General features: G+C 71.1%; 27 protein-coding genes and 1 tRNA gene. 5 read left to right on the top strand and 23 right to left on the bottom strand.

Features of this window, described 5'->3' with window-relative positions:
* Positions 1-73 precede the first annotated feature (73 nt).
* The 3 genes from M1L60_RS48300 to M1L60_RS48290 all read right to left on the bottom strand — a co-directional run bounded on the left by M1L60_RS48300 (position 74) and on the right by M1L60_RS48290 (position 1988).
* Positions 74-517: a hypothetical protein gene (locus M1L60_RS48300; protein ID WP_369077240.1), complete on the bottom strand. Its 444-nt coding sequence runs from the start codon at positions 515-517 to the stop codon at positions 74-76.
* 69 nt (positions 518-586) lie between these two features.
* The gene (locus M1L60_RS48295) at positions 587-1546 is read right to left on the bottom strand and encodes a hypothetical protein (protein WP_369077239.1); all 960 of its coding nucleotides are present in this window, start codon (positions 1544-1546) and stop codon (positions 587-589) included.
* Positions 1530-1988 (bottom strand): pentapeptide repeat-containing protein, encoded by a 459-nt coding sequence (locus M1L60_RS48290; RefSeq protein WP_369077238.1) that lies wholly within the window; start codon positions 1986-1988, stop codon positions 1530-1532. Before M1L60_RS48290 ends, M1L60_RS48295 begins: the two co-directional genes overlap by 17 nt.
* Here M1L60_RS48290 and M1L60_RS48285 point away from each other — a divergent pair.
* From M1L60_RS48285 to M1L60_RS19775, 3 genes are all read left to right on the top strand, one after another.
* Positions 1980-4913: a hypothetical protein gene (locus M1L60_RS48285; protein WP_369077237.1), complete on the top strand. Its 2934-nt coding sequence runs from the start codon at positions 1980-1982 to the stop codon at positions 4911-4913. The genes M1L60_RS48290 and M1L60_RS48285 overlap by 9 nt on opposite strands.
* 295 nt (positions 4914-5208) lie before the next feature.
* Positions 5209-5805 (top strand): oligoribonuclease, encoded by a 597-nt coding sequence (gene orn / locus M1L60_RS19780; RefSeq protein WP_253238927.1) that lies wholly within the window; start codon positions 5209-5211, stop codon positions 5803-5805.
* A 108-nt stretch (positions 5806-5913) separates the two neighbouring features.
* Positions 5914-5989, top strand: a tRNA-His gene (locus M1L60_RS19775).
* Positions 5990-6043: 54 nt separating this feature from the next.
* Here M1L60_RS19775 and M1L60_RS19770 read toward each other — a convergent pair.
* The 20 genes from M1L60_RS19770 to M1L60_RS19680 all read right to left on the bottom strand — a co-directional run bounded on the left by M1L60_RS19770 (position 6044) and on the right by M1L60_RS19680 (position 23000).
* Positions 6044-7510, bottom strand: a complete 1467-nt coding sequence (locus M1L60_RS19770; protein ID WP_253238926.1) for a tyrosine-type recombinase/integrase — start codon at positions 7508-7510, stop codon at positions 6044-6046.
* 28 nt (positions 7511-7538) lie between these two features.
* Entirely contained in the window at positions 7539-7883 is a 345-nt protein-coding gene (locus tag M1L60_RS48280; RefSeq protein WP_369077236.1) for a helix-turn-helix domain-containing protein, read from the bottom strand.
* 481 nt (positions 7884-8364) lie between these two features.
* Positions 8365-9948, bottom strand: coding sequence for a hypothetical protein (locus tag M1L60_RS19765; protein WP_253238925.1), 1584 nt, complete (start codon positions 9946-9948; stop codon positions 8365-8367).
* Positions 9945-10901: a bifunctional DNA primase/polymerase gene (locus M1L60_RS19760; RefSeq protein ID WP_253238924.1), complete on the bottom strand. Its 957-nt coding sequence runs from the start codon at positions 10899-10901 to the stop codon at positions 9945-9947. The genes M1L60_RS19765 and M1L60_RS19760 overlap by 4 nt, the downstream gene beginning before the upstream one ends.
* Before the next feature lie 355 nt (positions 10902-11256).
* On the bottom strand, positions 11257-12963 hold the full coding sequence (locus M1L60_RS19755) for a DNA cytosine methyltransferase (RefSeq protein WP_253238923.1): 1707 nt from the start codon (positions 12961-12963) through the stop codon (positions 11257-11259).
* Positions 12963-13295, bottom strand: a complete 333-nt coding sequence (locus tag M1L60_RS19750) for a hypothetical protein (protein WP_253238922.1) — start codon at positions 13293-13295, stop codon at positions 12963-12965. The genes M1L60_RS19755 and M1L60_RS19750 overlap by 1 nt, the downstream gene beginning before the upstream one ends.
* Positions 13292-14020: a MazG-like family protein gene (locus M1L60_RS19745; RefSeq protein WP_253238921.1), complete on the bottom strand. Its 729-nt coding sequence runs from the start codon at positions 14018-14020 to the stop codon at positions 13292-13294. Before M1L60_RS19745 ends, M1L60_RS19750 begins: the two co-directional genes overlap by 4 nt.
* Positions 14017-14454 carry a hypothetical protein gene (locus M1L60_RS19740; protein WP_253238920.1) on the bottom strand — a complete coding sequence of 146 codons (438 nt, stop codon included), beginning with the start codon at positions 14452-14454 and terminating at the stop codon, positions 14017-14019. Before M1L60_RS19740 ends, M1L60_RS19745 begins: the two co-directional genes overlap by 4 nt.
* Positions 14451-14753, bottom strand: coding sequence for a hypothetical protein (locus M1L60_RS19735; RefSeq protein ID WP_253238919.1), 303 nt, complete (start codon positions 14751-14753; stop codon positions 14451-14453). Before M1L60_RS19735 ends, M1L60_RS19740 begins: the two co-directional genes overlap by 4 nt.
* A gap of 22 nt (positions 14754-14775) precedes the next feature.
* Complete coding sequence (locus M1L60_RS19730) at positions 14776-15096, bottom strand: hypothetical protein (protein ID WP_253238918.1); 321 nt, start codon at positions 15094-15096, stop codon at positions 14776-14778.
* A 137-nt stretch (positions 15097-15233) separates the two neighbouring features.
* The gene (locus M1L60_RS19725) at positions 15234-17423 is read right to left on the bottom strand and encodes a cell division protein FtsK (RefSeq protein ID WP_253238917.1); all 2190 of its coding nucleotides are present in this window, start codon (positions 17421-17423) and stop codon (positions 15234-15236) included.
* Complete coding sequence (locus tag M1L60_RS19720; protein WP_253238916.1) at positions 17420-17785, bottom strand: hypothetical protein; 366 nt, start codon at positions 17783-17785, stop codon at positions 17420-17422. The genes M1L60_RS19725 and M1L60_RS19720 overlap by 4 nt, the downstream gene beginning before the upstream one ends.
* 11 nt (positions 17786-17796) lie before the next feature.
* A complete protein-coding gene (locus tag M1L60_RS19715) occupies positions 17797-18234 on the bottom strand; it encodes a DUF3307 domain-containing protein (RefSeq protein WP_253238915.1) in 438 nt (145 codons plus the stop codon).
* A 96-nt stretch (positions 18235-18330) separates the two neighbouring features.
* Positions 18331-18924 (bottom strand): hypothetical protein, encoded by a 594-nt coding sequence (locus M1L60_RS19710; protein ID WP_253238914.1) that lies wholly within the window; start codon positions 18922-18924, stop codon positions 18331-18333.
* Between the two features lie 246 nt (positions 18925-19170).
* A complete protein-coding gene (locus M1L60_RS19705; protein WP_253238913.1) occupies positions 19171-20826 on the bottom strand; it encodes a type IV secretory system conjugative DNA transfer family protein in 1656 nt (551 codons plus the stop codon).
* A 59-nt stretch (positions 20827-20885) separates the two neighbouring features.
* Positions 20886-21188, bottom strand: a complete 303-nt coding sequence (locus M1L60_RS19700; protein ID WP_253238912.1) for a hypothetical protein — start codon at positions 21186-21188, stop codon at positions 20886-20888.
* Positions 21189-21201: 13 nt separating this feature from the next.
* Positions 21202-21408: a hypothetical protein gene (locus M1L60_RS19695; protein WP_253238911.1), complete on the bottom strand. Its 207-nt coding sequence runs from the start codon at positions 21406-21408 to the stop codon at positions 21202-21204.
* A 174-nt stretch (positions 21409-21582) separates the two neighbouring features.
* Positions 21583-21771 carry a hypothetical protein gene (locus M1L60_RS19690; RefSeq protein WP_253238910.1) on the bottom strand — a complete coding sequence of 63 codons (189 nt, stop codon included), beginning with the start codon at positions 21769-21771 and terminating at the stop codon, positions 21583-21585.
* 91 nt (positions 21772-21862) lie between these two features.
* Positions 21863-22681, bottom strand: coding sequence for a DUF2637 domain-containing protein (locus tag M1L60_RS19685; protein WP_253238909.1), 819 nt, complete (start codon positions 22679-22681; stop codon positions 21863-21865).
* Positions 22682-22748: 67 nt separating this feature from the next.
* Entirely contained in the window at positions 22749-23000 is a 252-nt protein-coding gene (locus M1L60_RS19680; RefSeq protein ID WP_253238908.1) for a DUF6284 family protein, read from the bottom strand.
* 249 nt (positions 23001-23249) lie between these two features.
* Between M1L60_RS19680 and M1L60_RS19675 the strand changes: the two genes are divergently transcribed.
* A complete protein-coding gene (locus tag M1L60_RS19675) occupies positions 23250-24170 on the top strand; it encodes a GntR family transcriptional regulator (RefSeq protein WP_308208509.1) in 921 nt (306 codons plus the stop codon).
* Positions 24171-24177: 7 nt separating this feature from the next.
* Entirely contained in the window at positions 24178-24849 is a 672-nt protein-coding gene (locus M1L60_RS19670) for a YdcF family protein (protein WP_253238907.1), read from the top strand.
* Positions 24850-24906: the final 57 nt, after the last annotated feature.

The raw sequence follows: 24906 nt of genomic DNA, 5'->3' as shown, positions 1-24906 counted from the left end.
TGTGGGCCGCCATGCAACACCGCGACGCCGGTGGCGCGTTCAGCGGCCGGTTGCAACAGTTGTCCACACCCGGCTACGCCCTGGTGGTGGAGGACGTGGACAGCCTGCTGCGCACCGACGCGCCGTTCACCCGGCTCGGCGACACCCAGCTACGGCTGCTCGGCCAGACGCAGAAGGGCGCGGCCTTCCTGGGCCTCGCGCCGACCAACGCCGTCCGCGAATACCTGGCCGGGGTGCAACACAGCACAGTGCGTACGGTCGACATCGGCACCGGCGCCCTGCCGGTGGCCACGACCGTCGTCCCCGGCATCACCGCGCCCCGCCTGCAACCCGGCCAGGCGCCGTTCTGGACCAGGTCGAGCAGCGCGGGCCAGATCTCGTGGACGCCGTCCGAGGTCCGCGGCGGCCCGTACAGCCTCGTCGTCATGAGCACCGACGCCACCCCCGGCGTGCAGCTGCGGGCCACGGCCGAACTACGCCCCGGCTGGCTCAACTCCAGCGCCTGGGGCCTGCTCACGCTGGGCACCCTGCTGGTCATGGTCGGCCTGGTCGTGCTGGCCTGGCCCACCCGCCGCCGCGAGATCGTCTACGTGGTCGAGCCGAGCCAGGTCCCCGACCTGATGCGGGCCATCGGCGCCCCCATGCCCGTCCTGCCCGCCACCAACCGGCCGGTCGGCGCCCACCGCCCGCGCTCGCTGGCCGACGCCCGCCCCGGCCCCGTGCCCGCCGTCCTGGCCTGGCCGCCGACGCCCGCCCTGACCGCGACCGCGTCGCCCGCCGCGGCCCCCGGCATCCCGCCCGACCCGGCCGAGTACGCGGCGGCCACGGCCATCCCGGCCCGCCCGCCGGCCCCGGGAGAGCCGCTCGAATACCTCGGCGCGGCCGCGCCGACGGCGAGTCGCCCCGTGGCGAAGCGCCCGGTGCCGGTGCCCGGCGACATCCCCATGTTCCAGCCGTCGGCGGTCGAGGCCTGGGTCGCCGAGACGGCGCCGGTGCGCGCCCGTGAGACCGAGGCCCAGGCCACCGCCCGCCTGGCCGAGGCGGCCCGGCGGCGAGCCGCCGCCGGGGCCGAGCGGCCGGGGGCGGCCTCTCCCGCTTCCCCGCGTACGGCGATGCCCGCGGAAACTGTCGACCCGGAGATCGGGGCGGCATCCGCATCGGCCGCGGTCGAGGCCGCTTCGGCCGCCGCTGCGGCGTCGGCCGCCTCTTCGGCCGCCGCCGTCGGGGCCGCCAAGCTGGGCGCAACCTCGCCCGCCGGCGCCTCATCCGCAGGCACGTCGCCCGCCGCTGCCTCATCCGCGGACACGTCGCCCGCCCGCGGCTCATCCGCAGGCACGTTGCCCGCCGCTGCCTCATCCGCAGGCACGTCGCCCGCCGCTGCCTCATCCGCAGGCACCTCGCCCGCGGCCGCCACCTCGCCGGCGTCCGCGGCGGCTGCTGCCGTCTCGCCGGCCACGTCGCCCGTGGCCGCAACCCGGTCGGCCACGTCGCCCGCCGCCGCCTCGCGGGCCGCCGCGGCCGGTGCTGCCTCAGTGCCCGCGGCCACCACCTCGTCGGCCGCCGCGGTCGGTGGTGCTGCCTCGCCCGTCGCTGCCGACCTCGCTGCGCCCGCCGGCAGGCAGGCCGCCGCTGACGGAACTGGCGCTTTTGCCGCGCCGGCTGCCGCTGCCGGCGTCGGCGTTCCTGCCGCCCAGGCGGGCGCCGCCCAGGCGGGCGCTGCCCAGGCGGGCGCTGCTCAGGCGGGCGCTGCTCAGGCGGGCGCTGCTCAGGCGGGCGCTGCTCAGGCGGGCGCTGCTCAGGCGGGCGCTGCCGCTTCGGGCGCTTCTGCGGCCCAGGCTGTTGCTGGCCCCGCTGGTGCTGCTGGCCCGGCTGCCGCTGGTGCTGCCCGCCAGGGTGCCACTGCCGCCGGCTCGGGTGTCGCTGGCCCAGGTGCCGCTGGCTCGGGCGCGGCCGTGACTGCGTCCACGCCGGCTGCCGATATGGCTCACGGCACGGCTTCCATTGCGGATCCCGGCACGTTCGTCGAGGACCCGGCCGAGGTCGGCCACCCGATCGACGCCGTGGCCGCCGCGTACGCGGCCGGCGCCGCCGACGCCCGCGCCGTCCGCGAGGACGCCATGGACTACGACCTGCGCGACCCCCGGATGGCCAACCAGAAGGTCTCCATGGTCACCGGCCCGAACGCCACCGACTGGTCCGCGATGGGCATGCCCCGCACCGAGCCGCCCCGCGCCGAGCGTCAGTCTGCTCCGGCCGCCCGCCAAGCCCCCAGCCGTCGCTCCTCGTCCGGAGGCCGCCCCGGCCGCCCGTCACCCACCGGCCGCGGCCCGTCCCCGGACCACGAGTCCGCGGCACCCCACCTGCCCAGCCCGACTCCCGGCGCAGCACAGACCCCGCAGGCTGCCCCGGGCCGCCAGGCTCCCGGCAGCGACGGCACGGGCCGCCGCTCGGCACCTGGTGGCGAGGGCACGGGCCGCCGTCCGGGCATCCCGGGCCGCCCGGCCGCGTTCCCCGGTCGCCCCGTGCCCGGCCCCGGCCGCGCCGCCGACGAGCCGATCAACCAGGTGGATCCCGCAGGCGACCACGCCGACCCGGCGAACCTTCCCGATCGTGCGACTGCTGGTTCGGGCCCCGCGACCGCCGCCCCCGACGGGCGGGCTGCTGGTTCGGGTTCCGCGGGCACTGCCTCCGACGGGCAGCGTTCGGCCGCGGATGTCTCCGGTGGTGCTGTTGCTGGTTCGGGCCCTGCGGCCGCTTCTTTCGGGAGTGCGGCTGCGGGTTCGGAGCCCGCTGCGGGCGTCTCTGAACGTCCGGTCGACGGTGCCGGGCGCGGGACGGCCGACGCCGGCCACCCGGTCGCGTCCCCGAACTCCGCGGCCTCGGCCCGGGCCGGCCGGCAGACCTCCCTGGCCGACGCCCGCCCCGCTACGCCCACCGCCAATGCGGGCCGGCCGTTCCCGGCGGCCGAGGCGGGCCGGTCGATCCCCGTCGCGAACAGTGGCCGCCCGGCCCCCGCAGTGAATGCGGTGCCCCCGGCGCCCGTGAACAACAACGACCGCGGCTGGGCGGCCGGGCTTTCCCGCCCTTCGCCCGCGGCCGCCCGGTCCGCGGCCGCCGGGTCCGCAGCCGCTCGGTCCGCGGCCGCCGGGTCCGCGGGCGCTCAGCCCGGCAGCCCTGACGCAGGCCGTCGAGACGACACCCGATCCGTGCCGGGTTCCGGGCAGCCCGCCCAGGGTCAGACGGTCGCAGCCGACGTCGATGCGGTGATCCCGGCCGGCCCCGGCGGGCGCGTGACGAACGCTGCCGGCTCGACGCCGGACGCGGTCGGCTCGGCTCCGGCCGTGACCGATTCGGGAGCCGCATCGGCTGACCCGGTCGGCGTCAACGGCTCTGTGAACGCGGACAACCTCGAAAGCTCGGCTGCTCCTTCGGCGGCCGCGGCTGAGGAACGCGACGGGGAATCGGGCGCTGCGCAGGCCACGACCGCGCCGGCCCCGCCCCGGCCGACTGTTCCGCGGCCGCCGTCGCCGAGCCGGCCGATCGTGCCGTCGCCGGCGCGTCCGGGGACCTCGGGGCAGCCGGCCGGCGACGCCGCCGCGACGGGTTCGGGACCGGCCCGGTCCGGCCGACCCGTCCCGGCCGGCGCCTCCGCTTCCGCGCCGGCCGCGCCGGGCGCCCGGGTCTCCGGTGCGGCCACCACGGACGGCTCAGCCCAGCCCATGACCTCGGCCCGCGCGGACACGTCGGCCGACATCGACGAGTCGATGGGCAACAACCCGTCCTCCACGGGCAGCGCCGGAGCCACGCTCGGCCGAGCGCAGGGGTCACCCACAGCCGGCGACGACGCGAACGGCCGCACGCCGGGAACGCCCCGGGTCAACTCGGCCGGTGCCGCGAACGGCCGGGCTCCGGGCGCGACCGAGGGTGGTTCGACCGGTGCGGCGTCCGCCGACAGCGGATCGCCGGACGACGGGGACGCCGACGGCTGGACGTCGGGATCTTCGGACGGTGGCCCGACCGCCGACTTGTCGTCCGCGAGTGAGGACTTCGCGGAGCACCGGGCTTCAGGATCGGAGCAGGCGGACTCGGCCCAGGGGCGCCCGGCTGCTTCGCCGCACCAGCGGACCAAGTCGTCGGCGGCGGTCGGCGATTCCGACGCGGAGGCCGACGCCGAGGGTGAGCGGCCCGCGGCGGCCAAGGAGGCGGCGTCGGGCCGACGGGCTGCGGGACGCTCGGAGTCGGAGCGGGACCTCATGGCCCAGGCCCAGAGCCGGACCGAAGGCGGCGTCACCTCGTCGCTGTTGGGGCGGCTGCCCGGCGGCGCTTCGGGACGGCCGGCCCCGGCCGCGTGGCGCAAGGCCGCGCAGACGGTGGCGGCTCGAGCGGCCGCCGCGGCCGAGGTCGGTTCGGAGCCGGCCGCGGACACCCTCGACGAGGAGCCCGCGAAGACGGCCAAGCCGAAGGCCAAGACCACCCGTACGCGTGCCACGAAGCCCAAGGCCGACGCCGCCGAACCCGAGAAGCCGGTCAAGGCGGCGAAGGCCGCGAAGGCGGCTCCGGCCAAGACGACGGCGGCCAAGGCGACTCCGGCCAGGACCCGGGCCGCCGCCAAGCCGGCCACCCCGGCCAAGGCAGCCACCCGGGCCACCACCAAGCCGGCCGCGCCGCGACCCGCCCGCCCGGTCGCCGACGTGCCGGTGCGGACCAGCACGGGCGCCATCCCGGCCAGCAGCGGCACCCCGGCCGGGTGGCTGGCCGCGTACCAGAAGGAAGCGGCCGAACTGCTGGCCGGCAACCCGCAGCGACGCCGTCGCCCGATCACGGCCACCGCCCCGGTCGAGCCGGCCCAGGACGACCAGGAACGTCCGCCCACCCGTCGCCGCCCAGCGCCGGGTGCTCCGACCGAAGGCTGACCGACCGGAAACACAGATGGGGCCCTCCGCGCTGCCGACGCGGAGGGCCCCATCTGCGTCCGGAAGGCCGCCGGAGCCTGAAAGGGCCCTCCGCGCTGCCGACACGGAGGGCCCTTTACCGGGGGAACGGAGTAACCGAAAGGGGGCTTCGTCCGTTAAGCCCAGTTTAGCCGGTTAGCGGCGCGAGTGGGAGGTCATCGCCCGAAAGCGGACATAGCACGTGCCTGCGTCGGTCGTGCCCGAACGGGTCTCTCGAAAAGAGGTGACACCGGTCCATGTGGTCACGGCGTAGGCTGTGCGGGTGGCTGATCATTTGGTGTGGATCGACTGTGAGATGACGGGCCTCGACCTGGGCAAGGACAAGCTCATCGAGGTGGCCGCGCTCGTCACCGATGCCGATCTGAACGTGCTGGGTGAGGGCGTCGACCTGGTCATTCACGCCGACGATGCGGCGCTCGACGCGATGCCGCCGGTGGTGCGCGACATGCACGCCAAGTCGGGGCTGACCGATGAGGTGCGCCAGTCGGCGATCACCATGGCCGAGGCCGAGGAGGCCGTGCTCGCGTACATCCGCGAGTTCGTCCCCAACCCGCGCTCAGCGCCGCTGTGCGGCAACTCGATCGCCACCGACCGCGGCTTCCTGGCCCGGGACATGCCCGCGCTCGACTCGTTCCTGCACTACCGCATGATCGACGTCTCCTCGATCAAGGAGTTGTGCCGCCGCTGGTACCCGCGGGTGTATTTCGGTCAGCCGGCCAAGGGTCTGGCCCACCGCGCGCTGGCCGACATCCGCGAGAGCATCCGCGAACTCGAGTACTACCGCCGCACGATCTTCGTCCCCCTGCCCGGCCCCGACGTCGAGTCGGCCAAGGCCATCGCCGCGGAGCTCTAGAGCAGGCAGAACCGGTCACTCGACCGTGCCGGCAACCCGCTGGACGGGTACCGCCGGAGTTCGGCTATGCTTGTCCGGCACCACGGGGTTGGTTCCTCGTGCGCGATGGTGGTCGTAGCTCAGTTGGTAGAGCACCTGGTTGTGGTCCAGGGGGTCGCGGGTTCAAGTCCCGTCGATCACCCCATTGAAGTACCTGTTCAGAGGGCCGTGCCGAGAAGTCGGTACGGCCCTCTGGCTGTTAGATGTCCGAATTCGGGAGCAGCGTGGGAGCGGAGCCCCCGAGGCCGGGTACGCGCGGCCCGGTCGGCAGCGCCCGCAGTGCCGCATCCAACACAGGCACTGACGACGTCGGCGACAGGGCAGCGCGAGCTTGGAGCGACGTCATCCACAGCAGCTCCAGGGCGGTGCGGATATCAGCGAGCATCCGATCAGTGACGTGACTGTAGATCCCTCGCATCCCCGGCACTTGGTGGCCCATCTGCTGTGACTGCGCGACGTACGGGATCCCGGCCTCATCGAGCCACGTCTGATAGCCGTGCCGCTGACCGTGTGGCGTCAGGCCGGCCAGGACCGGCAGCCACGAGGCCAGGCGCACATCATCGGTGATGCGAGGGCGGCCCCGTCCCTGCGGAGGGGCGTAGACCTCATCCGGCACTGACGCCGGCCACGGCGGAAGTGGGCGGCCGGGCCAAGGTGCTTGGCAGTCGACCAAGACAGGCATCCGCGGCCGTCGGTTGCCACGTTGCGGATACCACCCGTCTGCGGCAGGGCGGAAGATTCTCTCGCTGAAGTTCGAGCGCCGGTAATGGGTGCCCTGCGCGGTGAGAAACGCGTACCGGTCTCCGCGGCACCACGGGATATCGCCGTCCTGCTCCGGCAAGGACGAACAGGTGCACCGAAGCGGGACGCCCGACGTCAGGTGCCGTCTCAGAAGTTCGTTTAGGAAAGGTGGCGTCGCGATAGTCCGCATTGAGCCGTCCTTCGGTCGGCCCCGGTAGAAATTGCCGTTGAGTTCGTACAGCTTCCAGTGCAGGTCGATGGCGTCGGCGTGGATCAGCTGTGGCGGCAACCCGAGAAGCTCGCTCCACCGGCAGCCCGTATAGGCGATGGTGATCGCTGCGGTGAATGTGGCATCGCCACCGGATATGACTGCCGCCCGTTCGGCGATCAGAAGGACCTGCAACGGCGATGGCCAAACCTTGGACTCCGACTCAATACGCTCGACTCTGCCTCGGCCTTTCCGGCCCTTCCCTTTCTTTTTAGCCGCTGGGTTCACGGCGATGTATCGCGGCACGGCATCCGAGAGTGCCGTCGAAAGAGCGCCGCGGGCGTTGGACGCCGTCTTCTGGGCGTATCCCGCGGTTATCAGTCCTTTTTCCCACTTGGAGACTTCTTCGATGGTCAGCGAGTCCAGAGGTGTGTCACCGAACTTGGGAAGGACGAACACCTCAAGCAGATATCGGTAATTCGTCATCGTCGTGGGTTCGAGGTCGAGAGCCGAGTACCAGGTGTTTACCCAGTCCATCAAAGACATTCGGGCGCCACGGGGGTCCACATAGCGGTTTGCGCGGATCGCCGCTTCTTGGTCGCGTGCGTACTTCTCGGCCGCAGTCTTCGTGGTGAATCCCGGCTGGGATTCCAACGTGCCATCCGGTCCGCGCCACCGGGCGCGGTACAGATTTCCTCGTCTCTCGGCGTAGCCCATGCTGTTCTTCCTTCTGATTTTCGACGGATCAGGCAGCGAGGTTGTTCTGGCGGTGCGTTTGAGGTTGCCGGGGCCGAAGCGGAACGACACTCGGATCGGACGGCTCGGCTGGCTTTCGCCTGGGACGTCGAGAGGCCGTGTCCGTCCGACCAGGCGAGTCGGCGACGACGGTAGGAAACTCTTCGAATTTGCGGACTATTTCTTGCAGATGCTCGGGAGTGAACCGGTAGCTGCCGCCGAGCATGGTGAACGGAATTCGCCGAGCGGCAGCCTTTCTTTCCAACCAGGTCCGCTTCACCCGAAGGATCTCTGCGGCCTCGGCAGCGGTGTAAATCTCGGGTGTCGAAGGAGAGACGTTCAGCGGAGATGCCACGAGAGGCTCCTCGGTAGTACTTCGCGGCCCGCCTGAACGGACCGTCAGGCCCGATCCGAGCGGGTGAGGGGTTACGAGATGCGTCTGCCACGAGCCGTAGCAGCGGGCCTTACATCGCGCCGTTCAGGGCGCCGTGGAGCCAAGATCTGTGCCGGGTGAGGGGTTTGGCAAGGGCGGTTTGGCCTGGGTGGCTCTGAGGCGGTCGGGGTTCTGCGCTGTGTCGAATCGGGCTGGGATGGCTGAAACATCTCCGCATCTCCGCAGCAGGGCGTTTGACCTGCGGTTTTGTGGTGCGGAGATGCTCGGAAGCCATCTCCGCACATCTCCGCATCTCCGCATGATCTTGGGAGGGGTCCAGGTTGCGGAGATGCGGAGATGTGCGGAGATCGGTGGCAGCTCATCTCCGCAGCCTGTTTTGGCTGGTAGAGCAACCTTTCTTCGGTGGCTTGCGGAGATGCGGAGATGTTTCAGCGGTTTGAGGTCATCCGTCGTGGTGCTCAACCCGGAACACGGACCGGTCACCGCGTTCGGAGGGCTCTGCGCGGAGCACGTATTCGCCGCGCCACCTGCCGTTTTGGCCGGTGAGCATCCGGCCGAGCACGATCGCGTTGGGCAGCCGGCCGTTCTTGCTGGTAATGAACAGCCCGTCCCACGGGTCGTGCAGGTCCCCGCCGAGCTGCATCGGTTCGGCGCTACGCCGAAGCTGCGCCGCGGTGACCAGCGAATCACCGTGGCGTTCGTGCCAGGCCGACAGGAAACCGCGCCAGCGGGTGGCATCCTCGTCAACCTCGCGCACCTCGGTGATGTTGGTCAGGAAACCCTCGATGCCGTGATGGGTGAGGAATCCGCCGAGGGCTTGCGCCCACGGGGTGAACTGCCGCATCGAGATCCCACCGGATCGTGGTGCCCCGGCGCGGGTCCAGTCGAGCACCAGCACGAGCAGATGCCACAGCACGGTCATCTGGTTGGCCGGGAGGGTGATCCACTGGTCCAGGTGCGGGATGCCGAATCCGGACTGGTCGCGGGCCTCGGGGTGCGGCATGTTCGGATCGAGGTGCACCCGCACCGTTCGGGAGGCCATGTCCCCGCCGACCTGAAGGTTGTTGCCGGTGGCCATCCACAGCCGGTCGTTGACCGAGGCGACGTTGCGGGAGGCGCCGAGTTGCCGGTCGGACCATTCCCGTTGGGTGATCAGCTGGGCCAGCACGGCCGAGTCGATGACGGTGCCTTCGGCCAGGTTGTCCCAGATGACCACGCCGACCTGCTCGGCGAATACGGCCGTGATGCTCTTGCGGAGTTCGCCGTCCTCATCGGGCCAGGTGAGGATTTTCTGGCCGTAGAGCATGCCCGGCCCGCCGGTCAGAATCGATTTGCCGGAGGCGGGCATGGTCGCGTCGATCAGCCCGAACGGGGTCAGGCTGCGGGTGAAGTGCCGCAGGATCGGCGTGGCCAGAAGCGCCACGTAGTTGGCCCGGTCCGCCGGTGTCGACCACGGGAAGTCGCGCAGGAAACGGCCGAGCAGGAACGTCCGCGCGGCGGCCACCTGTTCCGCGGTCGGGGTGTCGGGCACGGGCGGCAGGTCGACTTTGGAGGCCAGGTAGAGGCCGGTGGTCGGGTCGTAGCCGGGCGCCTGCAACAGGGTGCCGTCCCGGCGTAGCACCGGCGCGCCGATGATTGCCCTTAGCGCGGGTACCCCGGGCCACGTCTTCCCGGCCAGCACCGCCGAGAGAACTTCGCGCGGTGGGGTGCATTCCTCGTCGTAGGGTTCCATCTCCCCGGCCGCGTTCTTGCGGTGCTTGGTGCGGTAGACGTGGGCGTGTTCGGCCAGCAGCGCGGCCAGGCCGGCCGGGTTGAGCTGGCTCGCGGCGACCGGTAGCGGGCTGTCCTCATCGGCGGCGCTGGGCAGGCCACCGGAGACGGTCTCCATGTGCACGAGCTCCCCGGCCGCCACGTACGTGTCGGGCAGCAGCCCGCAGGTCAGCTCTCGCTTGAGGGTGCGGATCGTTTCCGGGCCGGTGCCGACCTTGACCCGCCGCCGGTCCGCGGGGATCTCGGCGTCGCTCATGCGACCCTCCTCGGTGCGCGGGCTCCGGCGGCCAGGCCGGAGCGGATGGTGCGGGCGGTTTCCCGCTCGGACAGCCCGATCGCGTGTGCGGTCGGGGTGAGGGCCTCGGCCACCTCGGCCTCGGTCAGGGCGCCGCCGGCCGCGAGCTGCCCGAGCGAGGTCGCCGCGATGTACAGGGCGAAGTTGCGGCCGCCGGGCGTCGCGGCGGCGAGCCGGTCGAGGGTGCGTTCCACGGCGGCCCGCACGTACGCACCCCGCCTAAATGCGGAGAAATCGCCCAGTACCTTGCGTGGCCCGGCCACCTCGGCCGGGCGCAGCAGGGCAGTCAGCCAGGCGGGTAGGGGCGCGGCCGGGCGGTCGAGCAGCACCTGGTAGGCCCGGCCGCTGACGGTGGAGCCGGGCGCGACGACGTAGCCGCCGTGCGCGCGGGTGTCGATCAGCCAGCCGAGGCCGCCACGGTCGCCTTGGGTGTTGCGCAGCGGCGGCCCGTCGGGGTGGGTGAAGTAGAGGTGCCGGCCACCGTTGCCGGTCGCGACGGTGAACGTGTCGTCAGGCACCGGTCGCCCGTTGGCGGCGCAGAGATCGGCGAACACCTCCCAGCCATGTCCATACCGGTCGTGGCCGTCCGGCGGCACGGCGGCGGGCTTACGGACGTCGAGGTCGATCACCACAAGGCCGGCGGGGCCGCACGCGATGCCGATGTTGTACGGCGTGCCCGCCCACGCCCGGGTGATGCGGGCCGCGTCGGTGGTGGCGCGGGGCTCCCAGCCGGCGTGACTGTCCCGGCAGCGCGGGTCCGTGCCGGTGCACCGATCCTCGGCGTGGTCGGGGAAGGCCGGCCGTTTGGGGTGGTCGGCGTCGTGGGGCCGGTTGTCGCAGCGCAGCGGGAAGACGGGCCAGCCGCGGGCGGCGTGGGCGAGGGCGGCGGCCCGCAGCGGGCCGTTCTCGAGCATGGGGATTCTCCTCGATCGGCAGGCGGCCAGGGCGGCGCCTGATCCGGGTAGCGGGCGGCCAGGTCACGGCGCCGGGCGATGCGTAGCGCCCGCTCGGCGGTACTGACGTCCGGCGCGGCCGGGCAGGCGAACACGTCATGCACCCACGCGAGATGTGCGGCCCATGCGGCCGAGTCGGCCGGACCGCCGTCGCGGCAGTTCAGACACGCCCACCGCCACACCCGCCGAACAGCAGGCCGAGGCGCGGTGGCCGGGTCACAGCCGGGATGCGTGGTGTGCCCGCCCGCGACGGCGGCCGGATGCAGCGGGATGCCGCACCCGGCCGCGCAGACCAGCGCGGCCGGGTGCCGCACGGTCATGCCGTCAGGTCGAACTGTTCGCCGGTGATGGCCTCCACCACGGCGGCGACCAGGTCGCGGGCGGCGGGTGGGGTGACGGCGTTGCCGAGCATCCGCACCCGTTCGCGTTTGCTGCCCAGCAGCACGTAGCCGGGGGTGAAGGCCATCCCGGCGCGGATCTCGTCGACCTCCAGCATCCGGAACGTGCAGTCCTCAACGGCGATGCTCGTGCCGACGACGGCGTCCCCGGCGACAGTGGTCTGTGCGGGCAGTGGCACATCGAGCGGTCGCAGGCCTCGCCCGTCGTAGGGCATCAGCACGTGGTCCCAGCGGACCAGCGACTGATGCCCGGCCGTGGTCAGCGCCCGCAGCGGCTCATCGAGCGGGGTGGACATCTCGCCGCCCGCGCCGCGGGTGGTGTTGTTGCGCATCACCACCCCGAGGTGGGTGCCCCCGGCGGCGAAGGTGCGCAACGGATGCCGTGCGGCGGGGGTGGCCACCCCGTTGTTGCGCAGCGGCACCACCAGCGCGTTCTCGGCCCGGGCCGTCTGGGCGCGCAGCGGCGCCGAGGCGGGCCGGGCCTGTTTGCCGTCGCGGCCTTCCACGGGCACCACGAGCGGTTGCGGCATCAGGACGGCCTCGGTCTCCCGGGTCGTGCGGGAGCGCATCGGCACATCGACCGGCTGTGCGGCGTCGTTCCACGTGCCGCCGGCCGGGATCAGCAGCGGCGGGCAGGCCACCGCCTTGGACGCTGTGGTGTGCACCGCCGTGAGCGGGCGGTGCACCGGCCAGGAGCGGACGCCGGGGCGGCGCTCGAAGGTTTGCCCGGCCGCTTCGACAGTGACCGGCCCGGCGTAGCGCTGGAGCCCAGCTTCGACACGGGCGAGGGTCTTGGGCTGCAACGGCCGAGCCCGGTCACCGATGCGCTGCCCGGTGATCGTCCAGTCGATCGCCGAGGCTGCGGGCAGCACGTACGGCGACACCCGCGCCCCGCGGCAGGTCGCGTGCGGGCAGCGGTAGTGGTACTGCTGGCCGTAGCGCATCGCCCGACGCTTGCCCGGCTTGGTCACCATGACCGCCCGCACGTCCCCGCAGGACGCGCACCATGCGCGCGGGCGGGTCCACTTCGCGAAGTCCGGCGCCCGGTACTGCCGGCGCCAGAACACGAAGTACACCCGGTCGCGCAGTTGCGGCGCTCCCGGCCCGAACGCCGAGGCGAACGCGCTGTTGAGCACCACGATCCGATGGGCGTAGCCGAGCGCGGCCATCCGGGACAGCCACACATCGAGGTGCTCCCACATCAGCACGTCGGTGACGTTCTCCACGACCACCGCCCGGTACCGGTGCACCTCGGTGAACCGGGGCACGTCCTGCATCAGCATCCGGGAACGCTGGGCGGCCTCGTCCGGCAACGGCCGCTCGTCGGCCTGGTCGAACAGGTTGAGCTGGGTCGGCTTGCCGTCGTAGTCGACCTTCTTGCCCCGGGCGATCGACCAGTTGGTGCACTCCGGGGAGAACCAGCCGATATCCGTGGTCGGGTGCCGGCGCGGGTCGATCGCGGCGACGTCGGCGACGTCGTGGTCGGCGTGCGGCAGGTTCGCGTTGTGGGTGGCGATGGCCAGGTCCCAGTGGTTGGCGGCCATCACGACTCGCACCCCGGGTACCTGCTCCATGCCCGAGGATGAGCCACCGGCGCCGCAGAAGTAGTCCGCCACGGTCAGCATCAGGCCACCGCCCGGATGTGGTCCGGCGTGCGGGTCATGTCGTGTTCGTCTGTAGGGCAACCATGCAGGCAGGCGCAGCATGACACCTGCTCGCAGTGTGTGCCCTGCTGGTCGGCCAGGCAGAGGTCAGGGTCGCAGATGCAGTCCGGGCAGCCGCCGCGCCGCCGAAGGTCGCGGAGGATCTCGGCGTCGAGGTCGATGCGCATCTGTTGCGGGTCACGGCGGTAGGCGCTGGGCCGGGACACGGTGGTGATCCGCAGGCCGGGCGCGCTTTCCAACGCAGCGACCATGGCGGCGACCTGGTCGCCGTCGCCCATCAGTCGGATGTTCATGCGGCCACCGCCAGCGGCGCCTGGTCGTCGATCGGCTGGTCGTCGCAGCACGAGGTGATCTCGACCCGGTGCCAGCCGAGGCCGGTGACGTCGCTGCCGTAGTCCGAATCGGCTTTGACCCGGTTGTACTGCCGTCCGCTGTGGCGGACCTCGCGGACGGTGACTGGGATGCCGAGCAGGGCTGCCCAGTGGTGCACCTCGTCGGCCTGGTCGTCATCGAGGCGCAGCATCAGGGTGCCGGTGTCGTAGCCGGTGAAGTCCATGGGCAGCGTCAGCCGGTGCTCGGTGTGCATGGCCAGTAGCCACCGCAGGGTCGCGGCCCGCCGCGTGTCAGGCCCGTCGTCGTCCGCCGGCTCGTTGTCGGCCGGTTGGAGGTCGGGGGCGCCGGAAGCGGCGGCGCGGCGGGCGAGCTGTTCGAGACGCCCGGCGAGGCGGTCGGCCAGGGTGTACTCCAGGTGTTCGCGGGTGACGGTCTCGGCGAACACGAGGGCCGACATGACGACGTCGATGGCCTCGGCGACGACGTCGTCCCAGGTGTGGGTGACGCCCTTGCGCGGATTCTGACCCAGCACGCCGATGACGGCCTGAGCCATCTCACCCGCCTCTTCCTGCACCTTCAGGGCGCGGCACAGGGTCTCGGGCAGGCCGGCCAGGTCGGAGTTGCCTCGCTGGTCGAGCTGGGTGGCGATGCGTGCGGCGGCCCGGATGATCGGCTGGGTATTCACGGGGTATCCTCCTGGATCCGTTGCCGGGACTGCTGGGTGGCGTCACGGCGCTGGGCGTCGTAGGCGGCCATGCGGGGGTCGTAATCGACGTCCACCCCGGTGACGTGGTCGTCGATCCGGGCTTCGTCGTCGAAGCCGTGGTCGAACTGCTCGGGGTGCCAGCCGCGGGTGCGGAGCACGTGGTCGAGGTGGTCCATCGCGGCGAGCACCTCTTTCGGGTCGATGCCTTGCTCTCGGCCGCGCTGGTGGATGGCCTCGATCGCGGCCTGCCGGTGCTCAGTTGCTTGGATGTAGCGGCCGTAGGCGCTGCGTGCGGTCGGCCGCCACACGGTGCGTGGTTCAACGTGATCTCTGGTCGCGGCCCGGCTACTGCTGCCGGCCGCCGGTATGGCGTCGCCGGTGAGTAGCCGGGCCAGGACGGCGCGAATTCTCACGCTGCCCTCCGGGAGCCGATCGCTTCGGGTCGCCACGAGCGGGCGGGGGCCGTCTCGCGCATGCGGTGCCGGGTGGCTTCCAGGGCCTGGCGGGTGCCTTCGTCGAGCATGGCCAGGTCGGCGGGGTCGAGGCCGTTGCGGATGACGGCCTGGCGGCGGGCCTCGAACAGGGCGGGCAGGTCGGGGTGGCTGATCTGGCGGCGGCCACCGGGCAGCCGCACCACGGTCAGTCCTTGGGCGCGGGCGTCGTCGTCGTGGGGGGCGTGGATACGCTCGGCGATCCGGGCGAGGAAGTTCATGATGTCTCCTGCCTGGCGACGGTCAGTGGGCTTGGCGGTAGCGGCGGATGAGGGCGTTGGCGACGCGCCGGCCGATGCGCAGGCGCAGGCCGGTACCGCGGCAGCGCGGGCACTGGCGGTCGCCGCGGGCGGCGCGCGGGGCGGGCGGTCGGTGGCGGTAGCGCAGCCAGTCGCCGGTCTTGTGCGGCGTGGTGCCTTTTCCTTCGCATCGGTGACAGTGGGTGAACGGCTTGATCCAGCAGCACAGCGCGTACACAACAGTGGCGATGAGGCTGATGGCGGCGATCCCGATCGGAATGGTGGCGTAGGCGTTGCTGCTGGTAGCAGCCTCGGTGAGGGTCATCAGGGTTGCTCCGGGCAGGGTGACGGGCGGTGAGCGACCCGGGCCGCTACCGCTACCTGTGGATGTTGTTGCAGGTGGCATAGGTAGCGGGGCCGGTAGCGTTGCCGCTACCTTTTGCCGCCCCGCTACCTCTGCTGCTACCTGTCTTCCTCGACCTGCTCGGCGTCGTCGTCGCTGTCGCTACGGTCGCGTGCGGCCAGGGCGTCGATGATCTGGGCGTGGTAGATGCCACGCTGTGTGACGCCTTTCGCTTTGACGTTGCGTGACTCGATCTCCAATGCCCGCACGAGCGCTGAGAGGGCTTCGGCGGTCAGTGCCGCGTAGGCGTCGGGGAATTTCTCGGCCAGCCGCGGGGCCAGGGTCTTCCAGTGCTGGCCCCGCTCGCCCGGCACCCAGATGACGGCGAGGTCGGCGAGGATGTCGCGGGCCGGGGGCAGGTCGACCTGCTCGCGAGTTCCCCCGCGCAGGGCGAGGGCCTTGGCGCAGATCTTCTCCACGGTCCGCCGGTCGAGGTAGGCGGCCCGCACGGTGGTCATTGGCCCCATGCCGACGCGTACGCCCCAACCGGCGTCCACGCCAATCTCGAACTGGTTGGGCCGCGCGCCTTGGCGGAACGCGCCGGTGCCCAGCGCCAGGTCGACCTCGACATGCGAGGGAACGGCCAGGCAGGTGCGCAGCGCGATGTTGGAGGTGACGCCCTTGGGCAGCGATTCCTTGTCGATGCGCTGTGTTTCCAGGATCAGGTGGATACCCAGCGCTCGCCCGCGTTTGATAACGCTGGTCGCAGCGGCCGAGGCGGCTTTGCCCAGCTCAGGGTCGTTGATCAGTTCCTGGATCTCGTCGATCAGTGCGGCGATCGGACGGACCCGCGGATCGCGCATCGCGATGGCCCGGTTCAGCTTGTTCTCGGTGTTGAGGCCCTGCTGAGCCCAGCCCTTGATGATCGGGCCACGTTCGTCGCACTGCTTGACCAGCCACAACAGCATCCGGTAGGCGGCGCGTTTGGTGTCCTCATCAGCGCCGGAACCGAACAGCCCGGGTGCGCACAGCGGCTCGAACATGTCGTAGTCACCACGCCCGGCCAGATCGAAGATCGCGAACTGCACTATCGGGTCCAGCGACATGGCCGCGCACACCACCCGCCCGGACAAGCTCTTCCCGGATCCGGGGAACCCGGCGAACAGGCTGTTACGTTCGTCCATCCGATACATGACCTTGCGCATCCGCGGGTCGAAGCCGTACACGAACTCCTTGAAGTAGTCCGTGGCCCCGCCGGACAGATGCGGCCAGGCCGGTTGGCGCATCGCCGAGACCGGTTTGTCGGCCACCCACAGGGCGAGCCGGCCCGGATGCTCGCGCGGCATCGTCTCGGGCCACACCTGATCCAGCGGCAGCCGCAGCCCACCAGCGAGCTGTTCACGCTTGTCGACCACATCGACCGCGATGACCCCGTCGGGCAGGTCAGCGACCGCCAGATAGCCCGGGCCTTCCCGGCGGATCTCGCCGAGCCCGGCGGGGAACACGATGTCCTCCGGCTTCTTGACCAGGCCGGTGGCCATGATGCCTTTGCGGGTCAGTTCCGCGGTCAGCTTGCGGTACTTGGCTCGTACGACCGTGCGGGCCAGGATCGGCTTGTCAACCGGCCGGCCGTAGCGGGCCAGCGCGACCAGGCCGACGGCGGCCAACAGCCACCGTGCCCACCCCGGCGTCACACCCGACAGGACCACCAGCACGGCGGCCACAGCAGCCAGCACACCGGCTCCGGTAACCCACCACCGCCACGACGCCTGCCGCTGCCGGTGGCGGTCCAGTTCCAGCCACGTCTTGGCGTCGTTGCGGGTCGCAGCGTCCTGCCGTAGCCCCCAGTTGCCGACCTCGGCGCTGGTCCAGCCCAGCACCCGCCCGGTCAGTCGGGCCGCACCCTGCGGCGCGTACCAGGCCACCAGCGCGGCGTAGACCGGGATCCGGACCGCGTGGACCCCGGCGTGATAGCCCACGGCGGCCACCGCCCGACGCATCGCGTCCCGGCGGGTCTGGGAGTCCGACAGCCACACCGGGAACACCGGGGTGCGGCGCACGTCCAGAAACGCCAGCGCGTCACCCGGCGGGTCCGGCGGGTCCACCACTGTCCCCACGAGCACCGTGCCGGCCTCCACCGACTCGCCGTCGTCGTCGCCGACCACGACGAGGCCCTGCTCGGCGGCGACCCGGTCGGCCCGCCGCTGACCCAGGTTGACGATCTGGGCAGCACCGGGGTTGACGACGTCGTCCGGGACCGGCTCCGGGGCCAGTTCCTCCGCAACGGGTGATGGGGTGTGTGTGCTCACGGGCAGACCTCCGGTCCGTGGTCGGTGCCCGGGTCTGCGACCCGGTCAGGCTGGGATGATGCGGCCAGGGCCGGGAACCGGCCGGCGTCGAAGGATTCGACGAAGTCGGCGACCGCGGCCGGTGGGTGCACGTAGCACTCACCGCCGGGGTACTGCACCCAGATCTCGGTGCGGGACACGGCGACGTCGGTGGCGTCGGTCCGGTCGAGCAGGTAGTGGGCAACCGGGCAGGACCCGGCGTCGTCGCGCCGTCCGGTCGCCCCGGACTCGGCCAGCCTTTGGGCGACCGCTTCGGCGGACGCGCCCAGTTCGGCGATCAGGCCTCGGATGTGGCCGGGGCCGCGGGCATCGCTGTGCGACATCGTGGCCACCCCTAGGCGATGATCAGCGCGGCGGCGAACAGCCACGCGTAGTGGAAGGACTGGTCGAGCGCGTACGCGCCACCCAGGGTCGGGTTGTCGTCGCGGCCGGGCCGGGGCGCTCCGAGGGCGTAGAACCGGCCGATCCCGCACCGCTGGGCGAGGCGTTTGATCAGGGTGCGCCGGTCGGCCGCGTAGTGGGTGATCGCCGAGACAGTGAGTCCCGCGGCGACCTTGCCCGGGTTGAGTTGAACGCCGAGGGCCCATTCCAGGGCGAGCAGGGCGAACACGGCGGTGGCGGTGTAGGCGGCCACGTGGGTCGCACAAGCGACCCGGCCGCCCCACCCGGGGTCGGCTTTACGGTCGGCCTGATGCTGGGTCTGGACCCAGTGGTCAGCAACCTGGTGGGCCGTGAACAGGGCGATGAACACGGCAGCGAACAGGGCAGTCATGATGGGGGCTCCTCAGAGCTTCGTGTGGGGCTCGCGTTGAGGGGCCGGGGCGCGATCGCAGGGTTGGTAGCCGGGTTGGTCGCGCCCCGGGCATGGTCAGAACTCGTCGCCGTTTTCGTCGCCGCGGTGGCCTTCGAACGCCTCGTAGCGGTGGCCGCCCTGTTCGTCACCGGCGGTCCGGTCGTGTCCGCTGGTGGCCGTCTGGCCACCCAGCTGCCAGAACGGCACCTGCTCGATGCCGTCGATCGTTTCGGCGACGTGGCTGAACTGGCCGGTGGCTTCGACGTTGCGCGCCTTCTCCTGCGTGGGGTGGGTGCCGGCCTCCCAGGCGTCGCGGGTGGATTCGGTGAACACCGATCCGGACTCGGCCGCCCGCTGTGCCGGAGGCCGGCCGTCGATCAGGATGCCGCCGCACTCGGCGGCGGTGGCCACCTGGTCGGCTTGAGCGAGCTGGTCGGGGGTCAGCCGGGTGTCCGGGCTGGTGGCTTGCTCGCGGAGTCCGGCCGCGTACTCGCGGGCCGCGGTGGCGGCCTGCGTCTTGCGGGCGGCCCACGCCTGTGGGTCGGCCGTGTCGCCGCCGGCCCGGGTGGACAGCACCTCGGCCGCGTGGGCGGCATCGTTGTCGAGTTGGTCGGCCGCGCGGTCGATGCGGGCGGCCATGGCCTCGTTGGTGTCGGAGTGTCCGCTCAATGTGCTGACCCTTTCTCAGTACTCGTCGGCGTCGTCGCGGTGGGCGGTGAATTTGGCGGCGGCCTGCGGGCCACCCCAGGCCTCGGCGAGCGTGGCCTTGTCGGTGGTAGGCAGGTCGGCGGCGTGGAGCAGGTCGCCAGGTCGCTGCCGTCGGCTGCGGCCTGCTCTTCCATGCGGGTGGCGTGGCTGAGCAGTTCCGGAGTGAGGTGGGCGTACGGGCTTGGCAAGGTGTCTCCTTTGGATCGACTACGCCGGGGTGCGGACCGGCCGGGAAGCGTTGTCCGGCCGGGGTTTCGGGCGACGAACCGGGCGCGGGGTGGGTGCCGGTTTTGCAGTGGTGCGGGCCTGGCGGGCGGCGCGGCGGACGTCACGGCGGTGCCAGGCGATCGGGGTGCGGACCAGGGCGACGCGCATCCCGCGGCGGATCAGCAGGGCGTGGAAGTTGGGCAACCCGGCGAGCATGGCCGGGGCGATGACCGGCACCCGCCGGGTGCTGGTCGAGGTGATCCGCCCGCCCGCGTCGCGGGTCGGGGTGACCTCCTCGCGTTCCCCGGCCAGATCGCCGAAGGCCCGCAAATCTTGGGCGTCCTTGCAGCCGCCGAAGACCAGCACCGCGGCGGCCGAGTTCAGGATCATCGATGCGCCGTCGTTGCCCCACCGCTCGCGTAGCTGGCCGAGGCCTTGGCAGGCGGCGTGAATGGCAATGGAGCGTTTACGCAGCTCGGCCATCCACTTGTCCACCGGGATGGGGCAGACCAGGGCGAGCTCATCGAGCACGAACGCCATCCCTGGGTCGAGCCGCCCGCCCGCCCGGCCGGCCGCGGTGTGCCGGGCCTGGTAGGCGACCTCGGCGACCAGGGCGGCCACCAGCGGGCCGACCGTTCCGTCGTCGTCGCCGAGCAGGTACAGCGTCCCGGCCCGGTCGGTGAGCTCGGCCACGGTGAACGTGCCGGCCTCAGCCGGGTCGGCGTCGCCGGTGACCGCGGCCGACGGCAGGGTGGTCCAGGCCAGAGCGGGGGCCATGGCGAGCATGACGCCGTCGCGGGTGCGAGTGCTCATGTCGATCGACTGGGCGGCGGCCTGGCGCATCGCCGCTGCCTGCGGGGACTCCTTGAGTGCGGTCAGGATCGCCTCACGGGCGGTGTCCGGGTCGGCGCACCACGCCTGCACGTTAGCCATCCGGTAGCCGCCGAGGGCGGCCGCGTGCAGCCACACGGCGAGGACCCGGCGGGCCTGGATTGCCCACCGCTCACCCTCGCTACCAGCCTGGGTCGGGCCGATCAGGTCCTTCGCCCGGCGCCCGGCGGTGGCCGGGTCGTGGCAGCCGGCCAGCGGGGTCCACCGCAGCGACGAGTCGAGACCGCCGAGCCCGCCCGGGTTGAACACCCGCACCGGGCCGCGCCGGGCGCGCAGCGGGGCGGTCAGGTCGTAGAGGTCGGTGGCGGTCGAGGTGACCACCACACCGCCGGGAGCGTCGATCACCCGGTTCGCCAGTTCGGCGGTCTTGCCGGTGCCGGGGATCCCGATGCGCAGCGTGGATTCCTCACCGGAGGTCCACACCGTCATCCGCCCCGCGGTCGCCAGGGGAACGGCGAAGGTGCGCAGCGGCACCCGCCACCGCCGCCAGCGGCTGAGCGTGGCCAGCGATGGGCGGATGACCGCGGCCCGGCGGCGCATCGCCCACCACGACGAGGTCCGCCACACGTCCACCGCCGACGCGGTGCCGGAATGCCGGCGGGCGTGGCGGTCCCACCGGCCGATCACCCCGGCCGAACCCCGCCCGCGGCGACGGCCGCGGGCGAGCAGGGCCAGCAGGGTGATACCGCCGAGGATCAGCCCGTACCCAGGCTGATCGTGGTCGGAGTTCCGGGCGAGCAGCCACCCGGCAGAAATCAAGGCCAAGCCGGCACCGACGGCGCGGGCCAGGGTCTTCCCGGACAACATCACAAGAGGTCTCCGTTTCAGAATTCGTCGGTAACGTCAGCGCGGTCCAACCGGGCATCGCGGGCCGCGCAATGCGCCTCCAACCAGGCGTCGCGGGCCGCGCAATGCGCCTCCAGCCACGCGTCACGGGCCGCGTTGTGCGCGGCCATCGCGGGCTCGACAGGGGCAGGACCCGCAGCCAACCGGGCCTCACGGGCCGCAGCCCGCTGGGCGTTGCGCTCCCGGTACTCGGCCTCCCGCTGCGCACGGACCTCGTCGACCCGGGCCACACGCTGCTCGCGCGTCTCGCCAGGCTCGGGTACCTCCGATCTGGACGGCATGTGTTCCTCCTGTTCAGAACTCGTCGGTGCCGGCGTCGCGGGCGGCCATCTGCCGGTCGGTCGCGCCGGCCAGGGCGTCGAAGATGGCCAGGGTTTCGGGGTCGGTGACGGCGTTGCCGTCCTGATCGATCGGGCCGGTGTAGCCGGACTCGCGCAGGTCGAAGAACCGTCGGTCAGCGTCGGTCTCCGGGGCACGGTCCCAGCGTCGGGAAGTGGTCACGGCAGCCTCGTTCCGAGACGTCGAAGGGGCGGATCGGGTGGCCTGGTAGGCCAGCGCGAGCGGATAGCCAGCCCGCGGATCGGTGTAGGGCAGTGACTCCGACGCGACCGCCGCGAGCATCGCGACGGTCGCCGGAGCCGGCCGGTGCAGGCGCCACATCGTCGGCCGCCGCAGTCACATCTCGTCGGCGTCGTCTCGCGCCCGCTGGCGCGTCACGCCGATCGACCGGCCGTCACGGCCCGCCGACGCGGCCGCCCGCTGCCGGGCGGCGTCCTCGGCCATCGCCTGCCGTTGCCCGGCGCGGATATCCGCCGCGGTGCGCTCGGCGCCGGCGCGACTCGGACCGAACTGGTTACTTGCCATACTGGTGACCTCCCGAAGGTCTGGTGACTGGATGGGGAGACCAGCGGCACAGCACGCGCTTGCAGGCTGAGGGCTGTGCCGCTGGGCGAAATCAGGGCTGACGCTCGATCAGGGCGCGGATCCGGCCGCCGATCTCCACCAGGCTGATGGAGGCGACCACGATCAGGCCGTCCACGCTGAACGGCAGCAGGTAGGCCGAAGCGCCCGTCTCGCCGTACTCGACAGCGACACCGACCATGTGCCAGTAGGACACCCACGCGGCGATCCCGGCGATGACCGCCGTAGCGGCCAGCCGCAGGTACGAGGTCGGGCCGCGCCGGACCGGGACACGGGAGATCAGCTCCACCGTGAGCAGCAGTGCCAGCGGTGACCAGGCCGAGATAGCCTGACTGATGATGTTGTCCGAGGCGTGCAGCACGTTGCCCGCCAGCGACGCGGCGATGCCCAGCGTGAACACCGCCCGCACCGCCCAGCCGATCCGCTTGAGCCGCGAGACGCTGGTTCCCGGCGTCACCGCATCCTCCGCGGCCGGCACCGGCGCGCGATCAGCCTCGACGACCGGCGCGGGCTCGGCGAGCAGCTCGGCCTCAGCGACCGGGCCGGGTTCGGGCAGTGGCTCGGCCTCGGCGGGCAGGGTCTCGGGCACCAGGTGCAGCGGGGGCCGCGGGGCGACGCTGCCGCGGATCACCATCGAGGTGTGCAGGTCCTTGACGTTCTGGTCACGTTCGGCCAGCTTGCCCAGCTCGGAGAGAACCGTTTTGGCCTTCTCGGAGCCAATGCGCAGCTCCTTCATCAACCGGTTCCGCGAGGGCAGCTCACCGTCAAGGGTCCGGGTCAGCTCGATCGCTTTGGGCATCAGCTCGTCGATGCTGGCGGGGTAGGCGCTGCGGGTCAGGGTCGGAGCGGTCATGCGGCAGCCTCCAGGGGTGCGCAGGAAGGCACTCGGCCAGCGAGCGCGGGAAGACGTTTGGGGTGGATCAGGCCGCGCGGCGCGGGCCGGGGCGGGTGAAACGGCGACGGGCGACGTGGGCGAAGGTCTCGCGGATGACGCGGCCCTCGGCGCGGCGCACCCGGCGCCAGTCCAGGTCACTCGGACCGCTGTCAGCGGCCAGGATCGCGATCTCCGCGTCCAGCCAAGCCACCTCGGCGTCGAGCAACGGCTGCTCGGCTTCGATCTCGGCCAGCTCGGTCGGCGAGGGCTCGCCGTCGTGGGGAACGTGCGTGCTCACAGGTGTTCCTCCAAGGAAGGGCCAGCGCGGCGACAACCACCACACGAGCGGCTGACGCCGCGCTGACGAGCGAAAAGCGAAAGAAGTTGAGGTCGCGACTGCGGTTGAACCACCAGGCGGACATGTCTTGCAGCCGGACAAGTCAACGGCCGACACCCGAGGCAACCCCGTAGTCGCGTGTTCAGTTCTCAATGAGCAAGCGCGCGGCGGGACGATCACGAACGGTGCAGCTGTTAGGCCACTTCCGCCGTGCCGGAGCCCGACCGGCTACTCCGCGTTACAGCTATCTCTATTAGACGTGCGGAAGGTGCACCTGTCAATAGAGCTATTTCTAAGAGCCTGATTGGTCGTGCTCGCGCAGTACCGCTAGCCTTATTGCCGCAGGTTGAGGGGGTGCGCCAGGTGGGCGTGGGTTATCGAGAATTAGCGGACGCACTGCGTAATCGGATTCAAGATGGTACATATCGGGCGGAATCAACTCTTCCACGACAGGAAGACCTGGCCAGAGACTTCGCCGTGAATATCAACACCGTTCGCCAGGCCGTTCGTCTCTTGGAGGCCGAGGGTTTAGTCACGGCTGTCCGACGCAGGGGCACCGTCGTGCGCAGCCGGCCGAGAATGAAACGTCTAGGTGTTGAGCGGTACGCAAAGAGCAAATGGAAGTTCGGCGGCTTAGTCGCCTTCGCAGCCGATCGCGAAGCTTCAGGCCGCCCTTGGGCGCCTAGCGATCAAACCAATAAGACTCGCCTGACAGCGGCCGATGCCGAGGTTGCAGAGGCGTTTGGTCTATCGGAGGGCGATCTGGTGTACGAGCGAGCGCGTCTAGTTAAGGACGCCGGCACTCCGACTCATGCACTAACTAGCTACTACCGGCCTGATGATGTAGCTAACACGCCGCTCGTTGACCCGGCGCCCGGACCCGCTGGAAGGGGCGGAGGCTTTGCGGTTCTGACGGTCCAAGGCCTAGAACCGGACACGATTGCCGAGACTCTGCATTCAAGAATGCCGACGCCGGGAGAGATTGAAGTTCTAGAAATTCCACCTGGCGAACCCGTCGTAGTCCTTCATCGCAGCACGTTTACGGCAAGCGGGAGACTGGTCGAGTTCGCCCGGGGGGTTCACAGGGCATCGCATTTTTCCTGGACGTACAAATTTCAGATCCCGGACTGAGGAGAAGATGGACACCACGTCTGTTCAAATTTCGTCGGAGTATCGCGAAGACATCGAGACCCTATGGGCGTACCACGACATGCACCACCGGCTTGTTCCCACCGATGTGGGTATAGGTCTCGGCAGTCACGACCTCGGCGTTGCGATAGTCGCAGCAGAACTTTACGAACAGCACCTATTTCCGCTGATTGTCTTTACGGGAGCGAATTCTCCAACAACCGTAGAGCGGTTCCCGCGTGGAGAGGCGATGCACTATCGCGAATACGCAATTGGGCATGGCGTCCCGCCTGCGGCCGTGCTGGTCGAAACTGCCGCAACGAATACCGGCGCGAACATCCAGTTAACCCGTCAGCTGCTTGAGCGCGGTGGCGTTGAAGTCGACTCCGTAACTCTTATGTGTCGCCCTTACCAACAGCGCCGGGCATACGCCACATGTAGGAAGCTTTGGCCTCAAGTGATGGTCCAGTGTGCCTCGCGTCCGCTGTCGCTTGATGACTACGTCTCATCGATCGGCGATGTGAACCGAGTAATCAATATGCTCGTAGGCGACACGCAAAGGGTCGACCTTTACGCCAAGCGGGGTTTCGCGATTCACCAAGATATTCCTGTAGAGGTGCAAAGCGCATTTGATCGCCTGGTTGCCGCCGGTTTCACAACTCGCTTGATAGCGGGTGACTAAAGTTGAGGCGCTCCGGGTGTTACGCGGCGGTCTTAGGTCGATAGCGACTTCGGTTAT

Origin of the sequence: Paractinoplanes aksuensis, from assembly GCF_024137025.1 — a bacterium.
In the GTDB taxonomy this organism is placed as follows: Bacteria; Actinomycetota; Actinomycetes; order Mycobacteriales; family Micromonosporaceae; genus Actinoplanes; species Actinoplanes aksuensis.
Note: the sequence above shows the minus strand (reverse complement) of the source record. Positions and strands in the feature narration are given on the sequence as shown.